Source organism: Synechococcus sp. MIT S9507 (assembly GCF_047304715.1).
Taxonomy (GTDB): Bacteria; Cyanobacteriota; Cyanobacteriia; order PCC-6307; family Cyanobiaceae; genus Synechococcus_C.
On sequence record NZ_CP138970.1, the window covers coordinates 406,771 to 427,836 of the forward strand.

The 21,066-nt window shown below is 54.3% G+C and carries 21 protein-coding genes and 1 tRNA gene; 16 read left to right on the forward strand and 6 right to left on the reverse strand.

Going from position 1 to position 21,066, the window contains the following annotated elements; translation table 11 throughout:
• Nucleotides 1-54 precede the first annotated feature (54 nt).
• The 5 genes from SIB83_RS02000 to SIB83_RS02020 all read left to right on the forward strand — a co-directional run bounded on the left by SIB83_RS02000 (nucleotide 55) and on the right by SIB83_RS02020 (nucleotide 4,960).
• Nucleotides 55-1,050, forward strand: a complete 996-nt coding sequence (locus SIB83_RS02000) for a ribose-phosphate pyrophosphokinase (RefSeq protein ID WP_413747260.1) — start codon at nucleotides 55-57, stop codon at nucleotides 1,048-1,050.
• Between the two features lie 151 nt (nucleotides 1,051-1,201).
• A complete protein-coding gene (locus tag SIB83_RS02005) occupies nucleotides 1,202-1,378 on the forward strand; it encodes a hypothetical protein (protein ID WP_413746625.1) in 177 nt (58 codons plus the stop codon).
• 38 nt (nucleotides 1,379-1,416) lie between these two features.
• Nucleotides 1,417-1,665, forward strand: coding sequence for a hypothetical protein (locus tag SIB83_RS02010; RefSeq protein ID WP_413746626.1), 249 nt, complete (start codon nucleotides 1,417-1,419; stop codon nucleotides 1,663-1,665).
• A gap of 69 nt (nucleotides 1,666-1,734) precedes the next feature.
• Entirely contained in the window at nucleotides 1,735-3,156 is a 1,422-nt protein-coding gene (locus tag SIB83_RS02015) for an amino acid permease (RefSeq protein WP_413746627.1), read from the forward strand.
• Between the two features lie 709 nt (nucleotides 3,157-3,865).
• Nucleotides 3,866-4,960, forward strand: a complete 1,095-nt coding sequence (locus SIB83_RS02020; RefSeq protein WP_413747261.1) for a glycoside hydrolase family 10 protein — start codon at nucleotides 3,866-3,868, stop codon at nucleotides 4,958-4,960.
• Between the two features lie 127 nt (nucleotides 4,961-5,087).
• Here SIB83_RS02020 and SIB83_RS02025 read toward each other — a convergent pair whose 3' ends face one another.
• Nucleotides 5,088-5,339: a hypothetical protein gene (locus SIB83_RS02025; protein WP_413746628.1), complete on the reverse strand. Its 252-nt coding sequence runs from the start codon at nucleotides 5,337-5,339 to the stop codon at nucleotides 5,088-5,090.
• A gap of 252 nt (nucleotides 5,340-5,591) precedes the next feature.
• Between SIB83_RS02025 and SIB83_RS02030 the strand changes: the two genes are divergently transcribed.
• Together SIB83_RS02030 and SIB83_RS02035 are read left to right on the forward strand one after the other, a co-directional pair.
• On the forward strand, nucleotides 5,592-6,077 hold the full coding sequence (locus SIB83_RS02030) for a hypothetical protein (RefSeq protein ID WP_413403271.1): 486 nt from the start codon (nucleotides 5,592-5,594) through the stop codon (nucleotides 6,075-6,077).
• Nucleotides 6,078-6,157: 80 nt separating this feature from the next.
• Nucleotides 6,158-6,670: a hypothetical protein gene (locus SIB83_RS02035; RefSeq protein WP_413746629.1), complete on the forward strand. Its 513-nt coding sequence runs from the start codon at nucleotides 6,158-6,160 to the stop codon at nucleotides 6,668-6,670.
• Between the two features lie 74 nt (nucleotides 6,671-6,744).
• Here the strand turns inward: SIB83_RS02035 and SIB83_RS02040 are convergent, their stop codons facing one another.
• The 4 genes from SIB83_RS02040 to SIB83_RS02055 form a co-directional block, all read right to left on the reverse strand.
• Nucleotides 6,745-6,903, reverse strand: coding sequence for a hypothetical protein (locus tag SIB83_RS02040; RefSeq protein WP_413746630.1), 159 nt, complete (start codon nucleotides 6,901-6,903; stop codon nucleotides 6,745-6,747).
• Between the two features lie 242 nt (nucleotides 6,904-7,145).
• Nucleotides 7,146-9,806 (reverse strand): aminopeptidase N, encoded by a 2,661-nt coding sequence (gene pepN, locus SIB83_RS02045; protein WP_413746631.1) that lies wholly within the window; start codon nucleotides 9,804-9,806, stop codon nucleotides 7,146-7,148.
• A 350-nt stretch (nucleotides 9,807-10,156) separates the two neighbouring features.
• Nucleotides 10,157-10,441 carry a hypothetical protein gene (locus SIB83_RS02050; RefSeq protein ID WP_413746632.1) on the reverse strand — a complete coding sequence of 95 codons (285 nt, stop codon included), beginning with the start codon at nucleotides 10,439-10,441 and terminating at the stop codon, nucleotides 10,157-10,159.
• A gap of 458 nt (nucleotides 10,442-10,899) precedes the next feature.
• The gene (locus SIB83_RS02055; RefSeq protein WP_413746633.1) at nucleotides 10,900-11,472 is read right to left on the reverse strand and encodes a hypothetical protein; all 573 of its coding nucleotides are present in this window, start codon (nucleotides 11,470-11,472) and stop codon (nucleotides 10,900-10,902) included.
• Nucleotides 11,473-11,575: 103 nt separating this feature from the next.
• Between SIB83_RS02055 and SIB83_RS02060 the strand changes: the two genes are divergently transcribed.
• Nucleotides 11,576-12,727 (forward strand): histidine kinase, encoded by a 1,152-nt coding sequence (locus tag SIB83_RS02060; RefSeq protein WP_413747262.1) that lies wholly within the window; start codon nucleotides 11,576-11,578, stop codon nucleotides 12,725-12,727.
• 41 nt (nucleotides 12,728-12,768) lie between these two features.
• Nucleotides 12,769-12,841, forward strand: a tRNA-Glu gene (locus SIB83_RS02065).
• Between the two features lie 114 nt (nucleotides 12,842-12,955).
• On the opposite strand, the gene SIB83_RS02070 is transcribed toward SIB83_RS02065, so the two are convergent.
• Complete coding sequence (locus SIB83_RS02070) at nucleotides 12,956-13,483, reverse strand: SRPBCC family protein (protein WP_413746634.1); 528 nt, start codon at nucleotides 13,481-13,483, stop codon at nucleotides 12,956-12,958.
• A gap of 159 nt (nucleotides 13,484-13,642) precedes the next feature.
• On the opposite strand from SIB83_RS02070, the gene SIB83_RS02075 reads away from it, so the two are divergent.
• The 7 genes from SIB83_RS02075 (at nucleotide 13,643) to SIB83_RS02105 (ending at nucleotide 21,051) form a co-directional block, all read left to right on the forward strand.
• Nucleotides 13,643-14,941 (forward strand): FAD-binding oxidoreductase, encoded by a 1,299-nt coding sequence (locus SIB83_RS02075; RefSeq protein ID WP_413746635.1) that lies wholly within the window; start codon nucleotides 13,643-13,645, stop codon nucleotides 14,939-14,941.
• 153 nt (nucleotides 14,942-15,094) lie between these two features.
• The gene (zwf, locus tag SIB83_RS02080; protein ID WP_413746636.1) at nucleotides 15,095-16,618 is read left to right on the forward strand and encodes a glucose-6-phosphate dehydrogenase; all 1,524 of its coding nucleotides are present in this window, start codon (nucleotides 15,095-15,097) and stop codon (nucleotides 16,616-16,618) included.
• 44 nt (nucleotides 16,619-16,662) lie between these two features.
• Nucleotides 16,663-17,946, forward strand: coding sequence for a glucose-6-phosphate dehydrogenase assembly protein OpcA (locus SIB83_RS02085; protein WP_413746637.1), 1,284 nt, complete (start codon nucleotides 16,663-16,665; stop codon nucleotides 17,944-17,946).
• A 42-nt stretch (nucleotides 17,947-17,988) separates the two neighbouring features.
• Nucleotides 17,989-19,383: a cobyrinate a,c-diamide synthase gene (locus tag SIB83_RS02090; protein WP_413746638.1), complete on the forward strand. Its 1,395-nt coding sequence runs from the start codon at nucleotides 17,989-17,991 to the stop codon at nucleotides 19,381-19,383.
• Nucleotides 19,332-19,685, forward strand: a complete 354-nt coding sequence (locus tag SIB83_RS02095; RefSeq protein ID WP_413746639.1) for an acylphosphatase — start codon at nucleotides 19,332-19,334, stop codon at nucleotides 19,683-19,685. The genes SIB83_RS02090 and SIB83_RS02095 overlap by 52 nt, the downstream gene beginning before the upstream one ends.
• Nucleotides 19,686-19,771: 86 nt before the next feature.
• Nucleotides 19,772-20,365 (forward strand): histidine phosphatase family protein, encoded by a 594-nt coding sequence (locus SIB83_RS02100; protein WP_413746640.1) that lies wholly within the window; start codon nucleotides 19,772-19,774, stop codon nucleotides 20,363-20,365.
• Nucleotides 20,365-21,051, forward strand: a complete 687-nt coding sequence (locus SIB83_RS02105) for a GAP family protein (RefSeq protein WP_413746641.1) — start codon at nucleotides 20,365-20,367, stop codon at nucleotides 21,049-21,051. Before SIB83_RS02100 ends, SIB83_RS02105 begins: the two co-directional genes overlap by 1 nt.
• Nucleotides 21,052-21,066: the final 15 nt, after the last annotated feature.

Sequence of the window (21,066 nt, forward strand, 5' to 3'; positions counted from 1 at the left end):
CACGGGACCACGCACCTCTACGATCAGACAACCAGTTTCTCGTTCGCGGGCATCGTGACCGGATTCCTGACTGCAGCCCGCGCCGAACAGGAAAAAATTCAGCACGATACCCGGCGTCTACGACTTTTCACAGGAACGTCAAATCCTGCGCTCTCCCGCGAAATCGCCGCCTACCTGGGCGTGCCCGATGGCCCAAGAGTCTGCAAACGCTTCGCTGACGGAGAGCTTTATGTTCAGATTCAGGAGTCCATCCGTGGCTGCGACGTTTTTCTGATCCAGCCCACCTGCGCCCCGGTGAATGATCACCTGATGGAGCTGCTGATCATGGTGGATGCCTGTCGACGCGCCTCCGCCCGTCAGGTCACTGCTGTTGTTCCGTACTACGGCTATGCCCGCGCGGACCGAAAAACAGCAGGGCGTGAATCGATCACCGCGAAACTGACCGCCAATCTGCTGGTGACCTCCGGCGTTGATCGGGTTCTGGCGATGGATCTCCACTCCGCTCAGATCCAGGGTTACTTCGACATTCCCTGTGATCACATCTACGGCTCACCAGTGCTTGTTGATTACCTGTCCGACCAGGATCTTGGAGAAGTGGTCGTGGTGTCACCCGATGTGGGAGGCGTCGCCAGGGCCAGAGCCTTTGCCAAACAGATGAATGATGCGCCTCTGGCCATCATCGACAAGCGGCGTACAGGTCACAACATGGCTGAAAGCCTCACTGTGATTGGTGATGTGCACGATCGGACCGCCATATTGATCGACGACATGATCGACACCGGCGGCACAATCTGTGCCGGTGCTCGTCTCTTGCGTGAAAAGGGTGCGAAACGGGTGATCGCCTGCGCCACGCATGCCGTGTTCTCTCCCCCGGCGGCGGAGCGTCTCTCGGTGGATGGTCTGTTTGAGCAGGTGGTCGTGACCAACTCCATTCCAATTCCTTCAGACCGCATGTTCCCGCAGCTGCAGGTGCTGTCGGTCGCGAACATGCTGGGAGAAGCGATCTGGCGCATTCATGAAGAGAGCTCCGTCAGTTCGATGTTCCGCTAGGGCAACTTCAGCAGACCTGAGACATTCAGTCACGGAGGTTCGACGGTCGACAACGCTGATTGAAAATCACCGATCTGGGTCGACCCAAACATCCGATCCAGCTCAGACCAAGCAGGAGCTGTCAGAGCCTGACCCTGGCCATTGACCCTCCATGCATCAGGAGCATGGAGACCAGAAACGAGCGAATGGCCACCGAGCGATCCGTTCAGAGAGACCGAAAGCCGGTGCCTTTGAAGAAGCATCAGACTTTGACAACAGCGAACAAGAAATTCAGGAAGCAGCGATAAGGATCTCATTCACAATGTTTTCTTTTTATCTCTATCGCTGAAAGGAGGTACGCCTCCACTGACGTCATAGCTGCCGTCATTGCATGAACAATCCAACTATGAAATCAACCGCTGGAACACAAACACATCGTCCCTGACAACTGGTTCATGCACTGAACTACCGAGAAAAATGAGAGAAAGCTCTGAAGCTTCAAGGCAGGGCCAGACCTGCACGGGCATCAAGGGGCACAACAATGCAGTGACAACACAACCAGTCAGCGACTTCAACACCAGTTCGGAATTTCCCATCGCTGAAGAGTTCAGCCTGATCTACATGGCTAACTTTTGAGAACTCATGAATTCTCATGAGTTCTCAAGCAAACAACAAAACAGCCAACTCTGATTAATCATTCAGGTCATGATCAGTGATCAAGTTGCAGCACCAAGAGTGCTTGGCCTGTTTGGCCTTGCAATGATCAACATCGTTGCCATCGCCAGTCTTCGCGATCTTCCACAGATGGCAAGCTATGGCGTTGGGGCCATTTTTTTCTATGTGTTAGCCGCGCTCGTCTTTTTCGTGCCGGTCTCTTTGGTAGCAGCGGAGTTGGCAACAGCGTGGCCCGAACGGGGAGGCGTCTATATCTGGGTAAGAGAAGCTTTTGGAAAACGCTGGGGCTTTGTTGCCGTTTTTCTGCAATGGTTTCAGAACCTTTGCTGGTTTCCAGTTGTACTCACCTTTGGAGCCGCATCACTGGCCTATGCCATCGCGCCTGGAGATTCCGAAGCACTGGCCAATAACAAAACCTTTATTGTCAGCATCGTTCTCACTACTTATTGGGCTGCAGTTCTTTTTAACTTCCGAGGCCTCTCAGGTTCAGCAAAATTAAGCGCCCTCGGTGCTTTCTCTGGTGTATTTATTCCTGGCATAACACTGATCATCTTGGCAGGAGTTGGGCTGGCGACAGGCTATCCATCACGATTGCTAGAGAATGGCAACCAGGTCATTCCAGATATCAGCCAGTTTTCCAATATCACTTTTGCAGTCAGTGTCTGGCTTGCTTTTGCCGGGATGGAAATGACCGCCGCCCACGCGCGCGAAGTCAAATCACCAGGCAGAAACTTTCCGCTAGGAATCATGCTTGCGGCGATGATCATATTGACTATTTTTATTCTTGGTGCTCTTTCAATTGCAACAGCTCTGGCTCCAGGCGAATACGAACTGCAAAGTGGAGTGATCAAAGCGCTCAAGCATATGCTGAGTCGCTACAAACTTGACGGGTGGGCTCGGCTGTTTGCACTTGGGATGGCATTGGGTGTTTTCGGAAGCGTCAATGCCTGGATCGTTGGACCCAGCAAAGGCATGCTGGCTTCAACTGAAGACGGCGCTTTGCCGCCAACTCTGCTGAAAGTGAACCAGAACAACGTGCCAACTCATATCCTGCTGATTCAAAGTGCAGTTGTCTCAATCATCTGCTTGGCATTTCTATTACAACCAACAGTCGCTTCAGCCTATTTCATGATTAGCGTTCTGACCATTCAGATGTATCTTTGCGTGTACGTGATGATGTTCCTTGCCGCCTTGAGACTAAGGCAAAAACATCCAAATCATTCAGGCAGATTTCGCATCCCCGGAGGTAAATTTGGCCTGTGGAGCACTTGCATCATAGGAGGCCTTGGTTCACTTTTTGCAATCATCCTTGGCTTCTTTCCCCCTGACCAACTTGAGAGTTCCGGAATGAATTCTCAATCCTTCATTTTGTTTTTAGCCACAGGATTATCAGTGGCAATAGCATCTCCGCACCTGATAGGCTTCAGGAGGCAGGGTCGACATGCACATTAAGAGTAAGCAACACCAATACCGACTCAGCTACTCCCCGATTTTTACGCTTCAAGCCAGCCAATATCGAAGTATTGACCCCTTCAAAATTCATCTTGACATTCAATCACCATTCATGTACTTGAAAGAGGTTAATCCCATCAATCTCTGCAAACAGCAAGCAAGCATTTATCGAATTGAAATTCATCGATAACTTTCAATGAAGTCAAAGCAACGATAAAAATGGTGACTGGGATCTCGCCTGTCAGATCATATCTGTGGCATTGAACGAATGCGGCATCTGATCTCCACAAGCAACCTCAGACTTCCATCACACCTTATCCGAGGCCTGGATCCATATGCTGAATCCCTGTTCTCTTTGCTTCTCAAACAGTCGCGCAAAAAAGTGCTTGGCGTTATCAATCGCCGCACACTCAACACATGCGCAACGATGCTCTGGCGAAGAGAACTGTCATCCCTGTCAGCCAACCCGCAAGTGAAGAAGAAGACAGTCCCAAACAAATTCGTAGCGGAAGCATCCATCCAGTGCGAGGGTTTGCAACGTTTTCGGAGGCTCCTCAGCGAGCTAGAACACTGACCATGAACCCCCTCGTCCGATCGAAAACGTCCTGAGATGAAAAGGGTTGACAATCATCGTTCCGTTGACTCATTGACCCGAGTTCAGCAGCAACGTCGCCGAAATGCTGCAGGGGTGGCGGCTTGGTTGCTGTGCCTGTGTGCAGCAGTGCCGGCATCAGCACAGCTTCCCAGCGCGCAGCCAAGACGAACGCTGGGGGTCTGGTTGACCAACAGTCCGAGCGGTCTTTACTACGACCGTCAGGTCCTCATCCGAGCCATGGATGAACTCAAAGCCGCAGGATTCAACGCCATCTATCCCAATGTATGGAGCCGCGGCACCACCTTTCATCGCAGTCGCTTCGCGCCGGTTGAACCGGCATTGAAAAAAGCAGGGACCCAACTTGATCCCATCTGCACCCTGAGTCAGCAAGCCCGCAAGCGAGGGATGAAAGTCATTCCATGGTTTGAGTACGGCCTGATGGAGCCTTCTGATTCGACCATCGTGAGTCAGAACCCTGAATGGGTGTTGGCTCATGCAGACGGAAACACCGTCATGACGATGCATGGCAAAAAAATGGTCTGGCTCAACCCGGCTCATCCAGAAGTGCGTGAACGTTTCGTCGGTTTGGTGGTGGAGGTGATGAAACGCTGCAGGATGGATGGTCTTCAACTTGATGACCACTTCGCATGGCCGGTGAAACTCGGATACGACCGTTACACCAGTGCTTTATACGAAAATGAAACAGGCGCACCACCTCCCAAGGATCACACCAATCGTTACTGGATGACCTGGAGACGGCGACAACTGACTGGTTTATTAAGGGAATTGCGGGAACGCCTCGAGAAAGAATCACTGCCGAAACGAATCAGTCTTTCACCGGGGCCGTTTCGGTTTGCGTACAACCACTGGCTGCAGGACTGGGAACTGTGGGCGGTGGGAGAGCTGATCGATGATCTTGTCGTGCAGAACTATGCCTATTCACTCAAGGGGTTTGCCAAGGATCTCAATCAGCCCGCATTACGCAAAGCGCGTCAATGGGGATTGCCAGTACAGATCGGAGTTCTTGCTGGTTTCGGGAAGAGAACCACACCCATTCCTGTTCTTGCAGACAAGACAAGACTCAGCAATGAGCAGGGCTATGGAGTGATTTACTTCTACTGGGAAGGATTGTGGGGAGAACATTCCGGCAAGGAAGGTGCTGCCTTCAGAAAAAAAGCCCTGCAAAAACTGGGTACAAATAATAATTGATAGAGACGCAGAAATAATCCAAAATTCATAATAAAACCAACTCATTAAAGGTCAATCAAGCCAACTCAAGCATCAAATTTGACAGGAAAAATCTATATCTCAGAAGCACAAAATGTACACTGAGTGCTCAACGCATCAAAAACCACACAGCGACAGCACCGATTCCAACCCCTTTGAAGAACTGAATCCAGGTCAAGCTGTAAGTGTCGAGTTGGAACATTCTCATCATCAGATTAAGGAGCTCTTTATGCTTGCGAATCAGGAAATAACCTTCGGAAGCATTGAGTTGCTGAATCTGTTTTAACTGAATACGACCGAGTTTTGCCACTTGCACATGATTAATCAAGTCATCATAGAACGGTCGTGGGGCGTGAGTCATCAGCAGAACCTGAGCTCTTCAGGCAATGGAGTGTGCCCTGGGCAACTCCATTGCCTATTCACGCCGTACACAGCAATGAAGGGTTCAGCTTGACTGAATCACTGTATTGAGCATGGCTTGACTTCTCTTCACAGGTGCAGATCCATACCTCAGATCCGATTGCTTCGAAGCATTCCAGACTGAGTGGATTGAATCGCACCTTCAGATCCAGAAAAGTTTTACTCTCAATACATGAAGGATCCAAACCTCATCGTGAGACAACTCATCAGAGAACTTCGCGAAGAGATGTCCGATGCTGCAAGAGAACTGCGCAACCGAGCTGCCTGGGATCTGCAGTGCCCTTTGATTGTCGTTGATGCCAGAGAGCGCCCCATGCGAGTCCTGAAAACTTCAGTGCGAGGCCTCACTGGAACGATCACAACAAGCAATGTGATCGACGATCCACTGATTCGCACGTTTCTCAGACGTCATCGGGAGATCGGAGGCGAAAAAGCCCTCGCTGAATTCATGAGCGGGCCAGTTGCAACACGGTTCTCCATCCTTTGGGATCGTTATACCGACGAATATCGTCATCATGGAAACGCTGTTTGGTCGTATACCGATGCAGCGAAATTCGCAGTTAAATCCAGGCAATGTTTTGAAAAAGGAGAGATTGCCTGCGTGGCTATCACCGAGGGAAACGAGACAGAAGATCACGGAGTTCTCACTTTTTCCATTGACTCCGACTGGCTCTCCTGAAACAGGTGTATCCACAACATTGAATTGTCTTCCGACAGAATGAACGAGTTAGTCCGACTGGGACCTGGCCAAGAACACGCATGACATCCAATCGAGCTCGTCTGGACGTATTGGTTTCTGAGTGCCGACACACATTCGTGGAAGCGGCTATGCAACTGAATGCTGTCAGCACCTGGAGCTTCTCCTGTCCTTGCGTCGTTATCGACGGTCGTACGGATCAAATCAAAGCGGAGGTGATCGGTGTTGGCAGCATCGGCAACCTGGTGCCGACCTCGGCAGCCATCGACAGCCCCGAAGTCAAGGAGTGGCTTCGGATCGCCACAGAAAAAAGCCCCGAAGTGGCCTTCGCAATGATGCTCAATGGCGACGAGGAACGCGCTACACGATTCAACGAGGCTTACGAACGGTTGATCGAGGAACGTCGAAACGGAATCAAAGGCCTCTGGTCTGCCGATGATCTCTGTTCATTTGTCTCCAGAAGTCAGGCTGCCTTCCCAAAGGCCGTGAGCGCAATTGCATTATTACCGGGGAAAAAAGGTCAAAGCCACAGCATTCTCACATTTGAAAGTGACATCACATCCTTGCTGTCTTAATGATCACGAATTAACCAAAGCAGCTGCACCATCAGCAGTAAATTTCCACAATAAAAACAGCAAAAATCACAGCTCTAAAACTCACTTCTATATGGACTGAACTCTTTAAAAACAGCTTCAGCTTCATGAAAATCTTGATCCTGCCTCAAAAAGAAGAGCTGAGCATTCCACCAGTCCCAGGTGTCTTCGTGAATGTCTTTCTTGAAGAGATGCTCAAGAGTTTCGCTACCCATACCCCTATCACGATTGATTGCAAACTAAAGAGCCTCACTCCACAGTCAATTGAGTTTCACAGGGCGTAACGCGTTAACAGGAGAAAACCAGAAAGACTCCGCCGGGTGATGATTGCTACTGAGCATTCAGCGTGCTGTAGTTCCTGAAGGATCAAAAAAGATTTCGTGTGAGCAATTCAAGGGTTTTAGGAGTCGCGCTGCGAGAACGAAACATTGATCTCATCCAACTTTGAAACAGCAGCTCATGCGTCCATCAACGTCACCACCTCACGGGTGTTCGTTGACAGATCGGCAGCGGCCAATCTTGACAATGCCAGCTTCACAGCAGCCTGACGTTCACTGCCATAGGTGCGCCAACGACTGAACACCTTGGCCAGACGAGACGCTGTGATGGCGTTGCGCTGATCCACAGCAATGATCTGTTCGGCCATGAATTGATATCCGCTTCCATCGAGAGCATGAAATACACGGGGATTGCTCGCTAATCCGCCAAGCACGGCACGAACGGAATTGGGTGCCATCGGGTCATAGCGAGGATGTCTCAAGAGAGAGGCAATCCTCTCAAGAGAATCAGACCGCGGTGTTGATGCTTCCAGCGAAAACCAGGTATCGAAAATCACTGGACGCTCCTGCCATCGATCGTGAAACGAGTTCAAAGCCTGGTCGCGCTCGACACAGTCGATGGGCTGCAATGCCCGCAGTCCGGCACGAGCCAAAGTCATTGAAGGGCCATGAACTGCCTGAGCGGCGTCGGAGAGGGCCTTGGGGTCTCCGGCAGCAGCAAGCCAACTCCAGACCAGACCGGTGAGCTGTCGCTCGCCCTGGCCTTCAGGCCAGGAGTGGTCAAGACCCTTCGCGACTCCAGAAAGTCTCGACATCAACATCGTAGCCAGCTGATGTCCGAAGCTCTCTCTCAGTTCACAGAGTGCCCGCTCAAGCGCAGGAGGGTCGGCTTCTCTCTGCAGTGACTCAAGCTCGGCGAGGCCAGGAAAAGCCAGAAGCGTTGCCAGCACCGATGGATCCTGTTCGCCGTTGTCAGAAAGCAGCTGGCGAAGTGAATCAAGCATCCTTGACTCCAGCCCTGATTCAGGAGTTCCCTCAGCGCGGTGAAGGATCAGTTGCTTCCAGAGTTGCTGACCGGCATCCCAGCGCGCAAAAGCATCATCGTCTCTGGCAAACAGCACGAACAGATCGTCCGTGGTTTGGCCTGCATCCCAGGTCACCGGAGCTGAAAAACGACGGAAGACTGAAACAACCGGTGGCTGCGCAGCAGGGGGCAACCCTTCCAACACAACAGTTGCTTCGTCCTGATCAAGCACCATCAGACGCTCTTCCCCGGCACCTCCATCGGGTTGCAGGACCGACCAGAGCACTGGAATCACAAGCGCTTGTTTGCTCTCCTGCCCGGGGGTGGGAGCCGTGGACTGCTGCAGCGTCAGGCTCAGACGACCGTCACTTGCATCCCAGTGAGTCTTCACCGACACATGAGGTGTTCCCGCCTGGTGATACCAACGTCGGAATTGCTCGACATCAAATCCGAGGGGCAGACCATCCGCTCCTGCACCATCCACAACCGCCGCAACGAAATCCTCCGTTGTTGCAGCTTCTCCGTCATGCCGCTTGAAAAAAACGCTCATGCCCCGCATGAAACGTTCAGACCCCAGCAGCGTCCTCAACATGCGTATCAGTTCCGCGCCCTTTTCATAAATCGTTGTTGTGTAAAAGTTATCAATGGCCTGATAGGAATCAGGCTTCACCGGATGAGCTGTTGGGCCAGCATCTTCACGGAACTGCGTATTACGAAGCATCGCTGCATCTTCGATACGCTTCAGAGGCTCGGAATGAAGATCGGCTGTGAAGCACTGATCGCGAAACACCGTGAGCCCTTCTTTCAGCGACAACTGAAACCAATCACGACAGGTGATTCGGTTGCCGGACCAGTTATGAAAATACTCGTGTCCAACAACACTTTCAATCCGTTCTAATTCTCCATCCGTTGCGGATTCAGCATCGGCTAAAACCAGTTTTGAATTAAAAATATTAAGACTTTTATTCTCCATTGCACCCATGTTGAAATGACGTACGGCGACGGTATTGAACTCATCAAGGTCGTACTCAAGTCCATATACGGATTCATCCCATTCCATGGAACGCTTCAAAGACTCCATGGCATGGGCGGTGAAGGGCTCATCACCAGCTTCCACGTGTAAACGGAGAGTCACCTCCCGTCCGGTGGCGGTCACGTAACGGTCCCTGATCTCACGCAGATCGCCAGCCACAAGCGCAAACAGATAAGAGGGCTTGGGGAAGGGGTCTTCCCAGACAACCTCATGACGAGAGGCATCGTCAGCCAGAACTGATGCACTGACCTCATTACCATTCGAGAGCAGCACGGGGAAACGTTGTCGATCAGCCTCAATGCGTACCCGATAACGACTCAGAACATCAGGACGGTCAGGATGAAAGGTGATGCGTCGAAAACCCTCCGCCTCGCATTGAGTGGTGAGCATTCCGCCGCTTTCATACAAACCTTCAAGTGAAGTGTTGGCCTGAGGATCAAGACGACTGACAGTTCTCAGCGTGAAGGGCTGGGTCGGCGGTTCAAAGATTTCCAGCAGATCCTCATCCAATCGATAAGAGCCGGTCTCCAGTGCCTGCCCATCAAGAGTGATTGAGATCAACTCAAGATCGACTCCGCGCAAGACCAGTGGAATGGAGGCTTCTCGATCAACAGGTTCCAGTTGCAGATCAGCCGTCACCTGAACTGAATCAGGCTGATCCACCACCACATTCAGCTGAACCCTAGGAATAAGAAAAGGAAACGGCTGGTAGTCACACAAGCGCTTGGGAGGTGCGACCCCTGCCCAGGCGACGCTTGACTCAGGAGATGCGGTGGAAACCATGGGCTGCTGTCGCTCCACTCATCCTGGCTTGCTAAACCAGCTTGTGAGGGAAAAACAAGCACAAACATCTGGAATCACGAGTCTCGTGTCGCATCAAAGCGAGCATTGGAACGTCTTCAAACCACCGGATCATTGATTTAAAGATGTTATTGCAGTCGACAAAACGATTGCTTTTTGCGTGATTCCTGGCGGACCTGCAAAAGACTAAAGGCTGACGACAAACAATTTAACTACGCAGACTTGATTGCATTTAAATTGCAAATTAATCGACAGACTTTGCATACAGAAGAAAATTCACCTGGTACGCAACAAATTCTTGAAGCGAATCAGGTGAATTACTAGCTAAATTTTTACTGGCCTTTCAGCAACTTTTCCGCTTTGGTCACTTCTTTTTTATAATCCTGGGGCAAGTCCTTGCCGCAGCGAACACCCACAACTGGCAATAATTGCATCGCCAGACCATTGGCAACCTCCTCAGATGTCAAAGCCTGCCCGTCTTTGACTCCAGAAATCTTTGAACCATTGACTTCCTTGATGTAACTCACCATTGGAACCATGTTTGCCTGCATTGCAGTCATGAATGGAACCTTGCTTTTAGACAAAATGCACATGTTGATCGAGGCGATCGACACCATCCGCTCGATTTCAACCGCTGTGGCGGGGCTTGTCGCTCCACCTGCCCCTTGAGCGAATGCAGTGGAAATATTGAGAGGCAGCGCTGCGAGGAGCAGACCAGTTCTGATCGCCTTCTGAAGACTGAGACGGGAAGTAGGCACTGACTGACTTAAGGGAGCGGCACCATGCTGCCTCATACCAGCGAAAAATGGCTAGGAATTTGTTGCGACAGGATCCATTCCTGACCAACAGCTGAACCTTTTAAATTCTCAGCCCTGCGGTCTACAGACACCTGGCACAGAACAAATGAGATTGTGAGAATCGCAAAATGTCATCGATTCAAGTTTCCAGAATGCGATCTGGCACTGATCCCATGGCTGATGCTCAAAAGGCGTCTGGAGTGCATCGGATGACAGGACGCTGCAAGTGAACAGCGACTCTTCATCAAGGCATCCACAGTGTCCGGTGACCATTGAGATCAGGGATCAATCGGAGCTGAAGCATCCTCAAGACGGGTTTCATGGTGATGTTCCACGATTTCCAGCTCACCTTTCTGCCAGCTGTAGATCGCGCGCGAGCGAAAGCGATCCTGGTCGATCAGTCGAGTGTATTCCTGAACATCCCAGTCGAGATAGTGCGATTCGAACACCACCTCATGCTCATCCACCTGACGAATCCGGGTTCGCGATTCCACTTCCTCGAGATAGGCACGACTGCGCAGCAACTGGTGGCCCATCAGAGTTGCTTCCATCACACCTTCGCGCTGATAGCGCGGTTTGCGATCAAAAAAATCTGTTTCATGTTCAGGCCACCAGCTCATGCGGTAATGCGGCTTGCCCACCCGTGATTCAGCGAAAATCTCGACCCGAATCATCATGTCCAGAAACAGCACCTCCTCGTTTTTAAAAACGTATTGACGACGGGAACGCCAAAGGCCGAGGTTTCGAGCAAACCAACGTCTGAGATTACTGTCGAGATAGACCCGCTGTGAGGCCGGGGACTCTCCATCAGGAGGAGGTGCGCCACGGCGTTCAACAGGTAGAAGGGCCATGCAAAGTCCTGACTGACAACAGTCTGTTCAAAATCTTCTTAGCGGTTCTGCTGAGCTTTGCAAAAACCCATAAGGTAAGGCTCATCTTTTGGAGCAACACCTGGTGGGCGGGATTGATCCCACACCACGTCAACAGCTGACTCTGCTCTTGGTCGCAGGTCGTCACCATCTCTCCAGTGGTGACCTGCGTTCGCTGATCCAGTTTCTGGAACAGGAAGACTGCGGCTTTGACGTGACACTCCAGGTGGCTGATCCTGTCGAGCACCCGGAACTGCTGGAACTCCATCGCTTGGTTGTCACGCCTGCACTGGTCAAGCTGCAGCCCATGCCGAAGCAGGTGTTTGCAGGCAGCAGCATTTTTCAGCAGCTGCGTGGCTGGATACCCCGCTGGCAACAGGACGAAGTCGTCAGTGGACTGGGCTTGAGCCTGAAGCCCACGGAACTGGACGGAAGCCGAACGCAGCGCGAGCTTCAACTCGAGGACCAGCTGCTGGTTCTGAAGCAGGAAAATGAAACACTGATCGATCGGCTGCAATCTCAGGAACGGCTGTTGAGGATGGTGGCCCACGAACTCCGCACACCTCTTACGGCAGCGACACTGGCACTGCAGAGTCAGCAACTTGGCCAGATTGATCTCAACCGTTTCCGCGATGTGCTGAAACGACGTCTCGACGAGATCGCACTTCTCTCCAAGGATCTGCTTGAAGTGGGAAGCACACGCTGGGAGGCTCTCTTCAACCCCCAGCGACTTGACCTGGCCAGCATTGCCGCAGAAGCAATCCTTGAACTCGAGAAGCTTTGGCTCGGCAGGGATGTGACCATCCACACAGATATCCCAGCCGATCTGCCGCTCGTCTTCGCCGACCAGCGGCGCATGCGACAGGTTCTGCTCAATCTTTTGGAAAACGCGCTCAAGTACACACAGGATGGCGGCACGATTTCACTCGCCATGATGCATCGCACCAGCCAGTGGGTGCAGGTGAGCGTCAGTGACAGTGGTCCAGGAATTCCTGAGGCTGAACAGCAACGCATTTTCCTGGATCGTGTGCGACTACCTCAAACGTCAGGAGGAACATCAGGGTTCGGAGTTGGACTCTCCGTCTGCAGACGAATCGTGGAAGTTCATGGTGGACGCATCTGGGTTGTATCAGAGCCAGGCAAAGGAGCCTGCTTTACCTTCAATGTGCCGGTCTGGCAGGGACAGGAACAGGAGAAGTTGACCGCAACCTTGACGGAGGGTCAGTCGGAACCGTAATTTCATTTGGTGCTCAGGAGAACACCATTGAGCACGGCCTCGCCCCCATCGTCTAGAGGCCTAGGACACCTCCCTTTCACGGAGGCGACAGGGGTTCGAATCCCCTTGGGGGTATTAATCGGTTAACTTCGATCAGAAATACATCCTTCGAAGGGATGTTTTTTTATGACAATTGATCACCACCTGAAAAGCTGATTAAGGAACTGGAAAGTTCATGAATAGAACCTTTCAGGGTTCAGCGAATCGTCGAATGGTTTCTTGTTCAACTGCAAGAAGATTGTCATTGAGATCCTGACGCAAACGTTGCTCGATCAATGCAACGGGCATGCCAACACACCCCTGAACTGTGAGTTCGTAAAGCAGAAGGGTTTGATCAGGAACGGACTGCAGACGCCAGGCACCTTCGAAACGACGAAAGTCACCTTTCAACATTCTGAACTGAAGCAATCCCTCGGGACGGTGCTCTGTGAGTTCCAGCTGCACTTCTGCTGAAAATTTGAGGCCCAACACCAGTTGCTGACTACCGACTTGAGCGAGTGTGACTCGATTCCCCGATCGCTCAATCAGTTTGCTGCTGCTGAGATTGGGAATGAATGTGCTGAGCTTCTCGTAGTCAGTGATGACCTGCCAAAGGTGGTCAAGAGACTGATCGGTGCGTAACTGAACCGCAAGCCGACGCACACCTTGGGGCAGACGCTCAACAGTTTGTTCAATCGTCTGCTGACGACCTCTGGTTCCTCGCTGAAGAATCGTCAAGGAGTCGGCGAAGTTCAACCTGAAGAACGTAACAAGAGAATCCTAATGAAAGTCAGACTCAAGGCCAGACAGCAATCTGCTGTGAGGTTGAAAACGCTCTGGGCTTGAAGTTGATGACACGACTATGATCGCGCCGTCTTTCAAGGGAACCGACATTCCATGCGTGTCAGCTCGGCGGGAACCAGCAGCTACGACGAACGGATGTTCACGCTGGTCGTTGTCTGGCCGCAGGCCGGCAAACATGTTCGATCCGAAGAGCGAATCACCGTTGCCTACGACCGCCTGCAAACCACAGTCCAGACCATCAATGGCAGGGGCGGCCGGATTCAGTCTGTGATTCCAAACATTGAGCCGATCCAGGCTGGTGCGCAGGCTACAAAAGCTACATCCGCTAAAGCTGCTGCTGGCAAGGCTTCCCCTGCAAAGGCATCCGCCTCGAAAGGGTCTGCCAAAAAGGCTGAAAAGCCGAACGCCGCAAAGCCTGCTTCCAAAACAGCCGCAGCCAAAGCCCCCACCAAGCCTGTAACCAAAGTGGATGCTTCCAAGGCTCCTGCAAAGCCTGCTCACCAGTCGGTTCCTGTCAATCTCTACAAGCCCAAAACGCCGTTTGTCGGCACTGTTCTCGACAATTACAGCCTTCTGCAGGAAGGCGCCATTGGTCGTGTCCAGCACATCACTTTCGACCTGAGTGGTGGTGACCCTCATCTGGAGTACGTCGAAGGCCAGTCGATCGGCATCATTCCCGAGGGAACAGATGCCAAAGGCAAACCCCACAAGCTCCGCCTCTACTCAATCGCCAGCACCCGCCATGGGGATGACATGGCGGGCAAGACCGTTTCACTCTGCGTCCGACAGCTCGAATATCAGAATGAGGCCGGAGAAGAGATCAAGGGTGTCTGCTCCACTTATCTCTGCGACATCAACCCCGGAGACAAAGTCAAGATCACAGGCCCGGTAGGCAAGGAAATGCTTCTTCCTGAAGATGAGGAAGCCAATGTGATCATGTTTGCCACCGGCACCGGCATCGCCCCGATGCGCACTTACCTTCGCCGGATGTTTGAAGCCAGCGAGCGTGACATAAACGGTTGGAAGTTCAGAGGCAAGGCGTGGCTTTTCATGGGTGCTCCAAAGACTCCAAACCTTCTCTATGACGACGATTTCGAGAAATATCAGGAAGAATTTCCAGACAACTTCCGCTACACGAAAGCCATCAGTCGCGAGCAGAAAAACTCCAAAGGTGGTCGCATGTACATCCAGGACCGAGTCCTGGAGCACGCTGATGAAATCTTCTCAATGATCGAAGATCCAAAGACGCATGTCTACATGTGCGGACTTCGCGGAATGGAACCCGGCATCGATGAGGCCATGACAGCTGCTGCAAGCTCAAAGGGCCTTGACTGGGCAGAGCTGCGTCCTCAGCTGAAAAAAGCCGACCGCTGGCACGTCGAGACCTACTGACCTCCCTCAGCTGGATCCGGAACGAACAACCCACCGCATGGTGGGTTTTTTTGTTTGGCTTGTCCCGAGACGACCACAAAACATGGCGGGATGTTCCTGAGCACTGTCATCACGGGGATTCCTGGTTAAACCTTCGTCAGAGCTTCCGGTGTCATGAGCGCAACGATGACAAACCCGCTGAGGGTCGGCCTGCGTCAGGAGCGAGTGATTGCTCCCCAAAGCCTGGTGATCTTCGGTGCAAGCGGTGACCTCACACATCGCAAGCTGGTGCCAGCACTGTTCGAGCTGTTTAAACAGCGCCGGCTGCCCAGTGAATTCGCACTGCTGGGATGTGCTCGAAGGCCATGGAGTGATGAGGAATTCCGCCGGAAAATGGCGGAAGCCATGGAAACAACAGTGAATGAGAACCGTGCCGCCTGGGAGCAGTTCTCGGCAGGCATGTTCTATGAACCGGTTGATCTTCAGAAACCTGAGGATCTGGTGAAGCTTGGCCACCGACTCGACGAAATTGACAGATTGCGAGCCACCCGCAGCAACCGCACGTTCTATCTATCGGTGTCTCCGAAGTTCTACGGCAGCGGTTGCCGTGCACTCGCCGACGCTGGATTGCTGAAGGATCCGCAACGCAGCCGAGTGGTGATCGAGAAACCCTTTGGCAGAGATTACGGAAGCGCACAGAACCTGAATCGGGTGGTTCAGAACTGCGGGCAGGAAAATCAGATCTTCCGTATTGACCACTATCTGGGAAAGGAAACCGTCCAGAACATCATGGTTCTGAGGTTTGCCAACACCATTTTCGAGCCGATCTGGAACAGGAACTACATCTCCAGTGTTCAGATCACAGCCGCGGAAACGGTCGGTGTTGAGGAACGGGCTGGTTACTACGAGACATCCGGAGCCCTCAGAGACATGGTGCAGAACCACCTGACCCAGATGCTGGCGATCACAGCAATGGAGACACCTGGGCGCTTTGATCCTGAGGCGATCCGCAGTGAAAAAGCCAAGGTTCTGCAGGCAGCACGACTGGCTGATGAGAATGAACCATGGAACTGCTGCATCCGCGGTCAATACGGACCCGGGGGAACTCAGGACGCTCCACTGCCCGGCTATCGCCAGGAAAATGGCGTGGATCCCAACAGCACGACAGAAACCTATGTGGCGATGAAACTCTTCATCGACAACTGGCGTTGGCAGGGCGTTCCTTTTTATGTGCGGACGGGTAAGCGGTTGCCGAAACGCCTCAGCGAAGTAGTACTCACCTTCAGGGAAGCCCCTGTCCATCTTTTTGATGCCGCGGGAGGAGGGCCAACCGCCAATCAGCTGATCTTGAGAATTCAGCCGGATGAAGGCGCTGAATTCCGTTTTGAGGTGAAGTCACCAGGGTCCGGGATGCGCAGCAGGCCTGTGGAGATGGAGTTCTCCTACGACGAGTCGTTCGGCGAACCCTCCGATGAGGGCTATGTGCGCCTGCTGGCTGACGCCATGCTCGGTGATCCCACCCTGTTCACCCGAAGTGATGAGGTGGAAGCCGCCTGGCGTCTCTACACCCCTCTTCTTGAGCTGATTGAAGACAGCCCCTGGCAGCTGCCGATTCACCCCTACGAGTCAAGAACCTGGGGACCGGCCGCATCAGATGCGCTGCTTGCCCGTGATGGCCTGCTCTGGCGACGCCCCTGACCAGACCCGACCGATTCATCCTCTTCCACTCAACCGGCTGCTCCATGTCACCCCAGCTCACGCTTCAGACCCCCCTCGAACTGCCGCCCTCCGAGGTACCCGGCTACCTCGAACAGCTCTGGTCTCGAGATCAGCCCAACAACGTCGGTGCCCACACGTTCTGCCTGCTGGTCTGGCAACCGGCCTGGGTTGAACAGCAGCTGGTGCGTACAGGGCGCCTGGATGGACCGATCACGGGCGTTCAGAGAACACAGCTGATTGCCGCAGGACGCCAGGCTGTAGTGGATGGCGATCTGCCCATCAGCACGCCACCACTCACAGAAGCTGTGGCGACATGTCTCAGTCACATGGATGGGGGGCATACCAGCGAGGACCTGCGTGGCCAGCATGTGGATGCAGCTCTCAGCAACCTGCGCCCACGCCGCCTGATCACGCTGGCACCCAGTCTCGATCCGGAACAGAGCCTTGAAACCCTGGTAGCTGCCTACTGCCCACTTCCGGAAGAAGGCGGTGGAACGGTGGCCTGCGGAGATGTAGTGGTGTTGCGTGGTGGCAAGCCAGAGCTCCAGCAGGGCCTCGCGATCCTTGATCCGCTATTGCCTGAGGAACTCCCCTCCTGGGTGTGGTGGAACGGAGCACTGGACGAAGCTCCTGAGCTTCTGCAGCAACTGGCCAGTTCACCCAGACGACTGATTCTCGATTCCGCCCTGGGTGATCCTGGTTTCTGCCTCAACCTTCTGGCCTCAAGGATTGAAGCGGGGCAGGCGGTCAACGATCTGAACTGGCTGCGCCTCGGCAGCTGGCATCAGACCCTTGCCATGGTCTTCGATCCGCCGCATCGACGCGATGCGCTTGGCCACGTGGTAAAGCTGGACATCGATGTCGAAGGGAATCATCCAGTGCAGGGCCTCCTGCTTGGATCCTGGATTGCTGACCGCCTGGGCTGGGAACTGAGGCACTCTCAACACAACCCGGACCAGAGCATCAGCACCACCTTCCAGCGTCATGACGGAACCGAGGTTCAGATGCGTGTGTCGCCGGTACCGATGGGGCAACCAAGCATCCATCCCGGACAAATCGTGGGGCTGCGGCTCATCTGCAAGCCGGACAACCAAGCTGCGATCTGCGTGATCCTCTGCGCAGAGTCGGGTGGTTGCATGCGACTGGAGGCCGGCGGCATGGCCAGCATGGAGCTCATTGAAGAGGTGGTGCCCGTGCAGCATTTGCCTGTGGAAGCGGATGTGTCTCGCCAGCTGGAAGGCGGCCACGACTCCACCAATCCACTTCTGGCCGCTGCTGCCCCGCTGGCTGCCAAGCTGATCAGCTAGTTCCCCGCCGAGCGGGGTCTCTCCTGTGGCTCCGCTCCAACCATGGCCTGCGTGATCGCTGCTCCGGCCAGCGGCAGCGGAAAAACCCTGCTCAGCCTCTGCCTGGTTGCCTGGGCCCGACAATTTGGGCACAGCATTCAACCCTTCAAGGTCGGGCCCGATTATCTCGATCCACAGCTGCTCTCGCTTGCGGCAAATCAGTCGTGCAGAAATCTAGACCTGCCTCTGTGCGGAAGAGACTGGGTTCAGCTCAGCTTCAACGGTTACGGCGGGCGTTGCGAGATGGCTCTGGTGGAAGGCGTGATGGGGCTGTTCGATGGCATTGGATCCAGCTCCGAGGGGAGTACTGCCGATGTGGCCATAAGCCTGTGCCTTCCAGTTGTGCTGGTGGTGGATGCCGGAGGTCAGTCCCGTTCTCTCGGTGCACTGGTTCAAGGCTTCAGAGATCTCGATCCACGCCTCAACCTTGCTGGCGTCGTGCTGAATCGAGTGAGCAGTCCCAGGCATCGCGAGCTGCTTGAGGAGGTGCTCACGGACATCGGAGTGCACTGCCTGGGATGCTTGCCTGGCGATCCCAGCCTGAAGCTACCGAGCCGGCATCTGGGTCTTGCCCCCGCCCATGAACTGAGCTCTGTGCAAAAGCGACTGGGGCGCTGGGCAGCTCTGGCAGAGCAGCACCTCGACATGGGGGTGTTCCGTGCTCTCCTGCAGGCACCAAAACCTGGCCCTGATCCGGTTCGACATGTGCTGTCTGCGGAGCTGGAGACTTCACAACGGGAATCGTTGCCGGTGGCCGTTGCGCAGGACGAGGCCTTTCACTTCCGCTACCCCGAGATGCAGGAGTGTCTCGAGGTGCTGGAGATGCCTGTCTTGCCCTGGAGTCCTCTGAGCGATTCCGCTCCACCACAGCAGGCATGCGGCCTGATTCTCCCCGGAGGATTTCCCGAGCTGCATGCAATGCGCCTGAGTCAGTGCAAGGCCACTTTCTCAGCGCTGCAGCAATGGATCCACCACAAGCCCCTCTATGCCGAATGCGGAGGAATGTTGCTCCTGGGCCGAAAACTGGCCGATCTGGAGGGACAACTGCATGCCATGGCCGGTCTGCTCCCTTTCGAGGCCAGACGCGGACGGTTACAGGTCGGCTACCGATCACTGGAGGCCCACGGAGAAAGCCTGCTGTTGCATCAGGGGGAGACACTCAGAGGTCATGAATTCCACCGCTGGCAACTCAACATCGAATCGGATCAAAGCGTTGGCGGCAGAGGGCCGCTGTGGCAGGTTGAAGGGTGGAAAGTTGAGCGGAGAGCCGAAGGATGGAACCTGCCCAATCTTCACGCAAGCTGGGTCCACCTCCACTGGGCCGGATCCTCGATGATCCCCTGCCGATGGCGCGACGCGCTCGGCTCCGCAGCGAGGCGGAACGCCGTCGCTTCGTGACCCGCAGCACTCGGCAGCGCCCCGCATCTTTTCAGGAACGCTGGCGTTTTCTGGTGGACGGCACAGTGCAGGGAGTGGGTTTCCGCCAAGCCTGTCGAAGACGGGCGATGGAACTGGGGCTGAGCGGCTGGGTGCGCAACTTGGATGACGGCCGGGTGGAAGTGGAGGCCGAAGGTGAACAGCTGCCTCTCAATGAGCTGAGGCTCTGGTGTGAACAAGGTCCCAGCGAGGCGAGGGTTCGTCTCGTGAGACCTTGCAAGATCCCCATCACCGGGGCCGACTGGTTCGAGATCCGACACTGACAGCGTTGTCGCGATCTGCTGTTTGTGCAGGAAGTCAGATCACGCCTTGAGGGGCACAATCTGAGCAGAGACAGAATCTTCCGCCAATGGCCGATGAACGCCAACTCTGGCTCCTGCGTCACGGAGCCACCGAGTGGGCCCGCAATGGACGTCATACAGGCAGCACCGACATTCCTCTGCTTGCTGAAGGTGAAGCAGAAGCACGCCAACTTGCTCCTGTGCTGACTCAAAAGCATTTCTCAGCAGTCTTCAGTTCACCTCTGCAACGGGCTCGACGAACCTGCGAGCTTGGAGGTCTGGGCGAATCCATGACTGTGATGAAGGAGCTGCAGGAGTGGAATTACGGCGATTACGAGGGAATCACGACTCCGGAAATACGCCGGACGGTGCCTGACTGGAGTGTCTTCACCCACGGATGCCCCAATGGCGAAGACGCCAAAGCGGTGCAGAAACGCTGTGAGACCGCCATTCGGATTGCTCTGGACGCTCCTGGAGATGGAGACGTGGCGCTGTTTGCACACGGACATCTCCTAAGGGCTCTGGCCGGCACCTGGCTTGGGCTCGGAGCCGCGGGCGGGCGCCTGCTGATCTTGAACACAGGAAGTCTGTGCGTGCTCGGTTTCGAACATGGAAACCGTGCCATCGTGCGCTGGAATGCGCCTGCCAACGGCCGTTTCTGATGAGTGACACCACCCTCTGGGCCGAACTGCTTGCCTATGGCACCGGAATCGGCCTATCCCCGATCCATATCGCCGTTCTCCTGCTGCTCCTGCTTGGCCCGAATCCGATCAAAAGAGGCGGATGGTTCCTCGCAAGCTGGGTGATCACAACACTTCTCGCCGCCACGCTGCTGGTGACGGTTGGGCACTCGCTGGTTCTGGACATGAGCCATGGCTCCCATCACCGCACAGGTCTGGATCTTCTGGCAGGGGGCGCTCTGGTCGCCATCGGTGGGCGTGAACTGATCAAATCGTTCACTGAGGGTTCAGAGCCACCGGCCTGGACAAAAGGAATCGACCGTTTCATGGCCATGCCCTTGCCGCTGCTGTTGCTGCTGGGAGCCGTGGGCGAAGTCATCAGCCCAGATGACATTGTGTTGTTCGCCAAATCAGCGGGTGTGGTGTTGTCTGCAGAGTTGCCCACCTGGCAGGAAGCAGTGGGCCTGATCGCTTTCACCTTCGGAGCCAGCCTGTTTTTATTCACCCCGTTCCTGGCGGTGATCATCGGACGAGACAAGGTCATCCCCCTACTCGAGAAAGGGAAGGAGGTGCTGTTCGCCAGGGGCAGCCTGTTGGTGGGAGGGGTGAGCCTGGGACTGGGGGTTTACCTGGGATGGCAGGGCATCAGCGGCATGACAGTGATCTGAAGCGGAATGCGATCA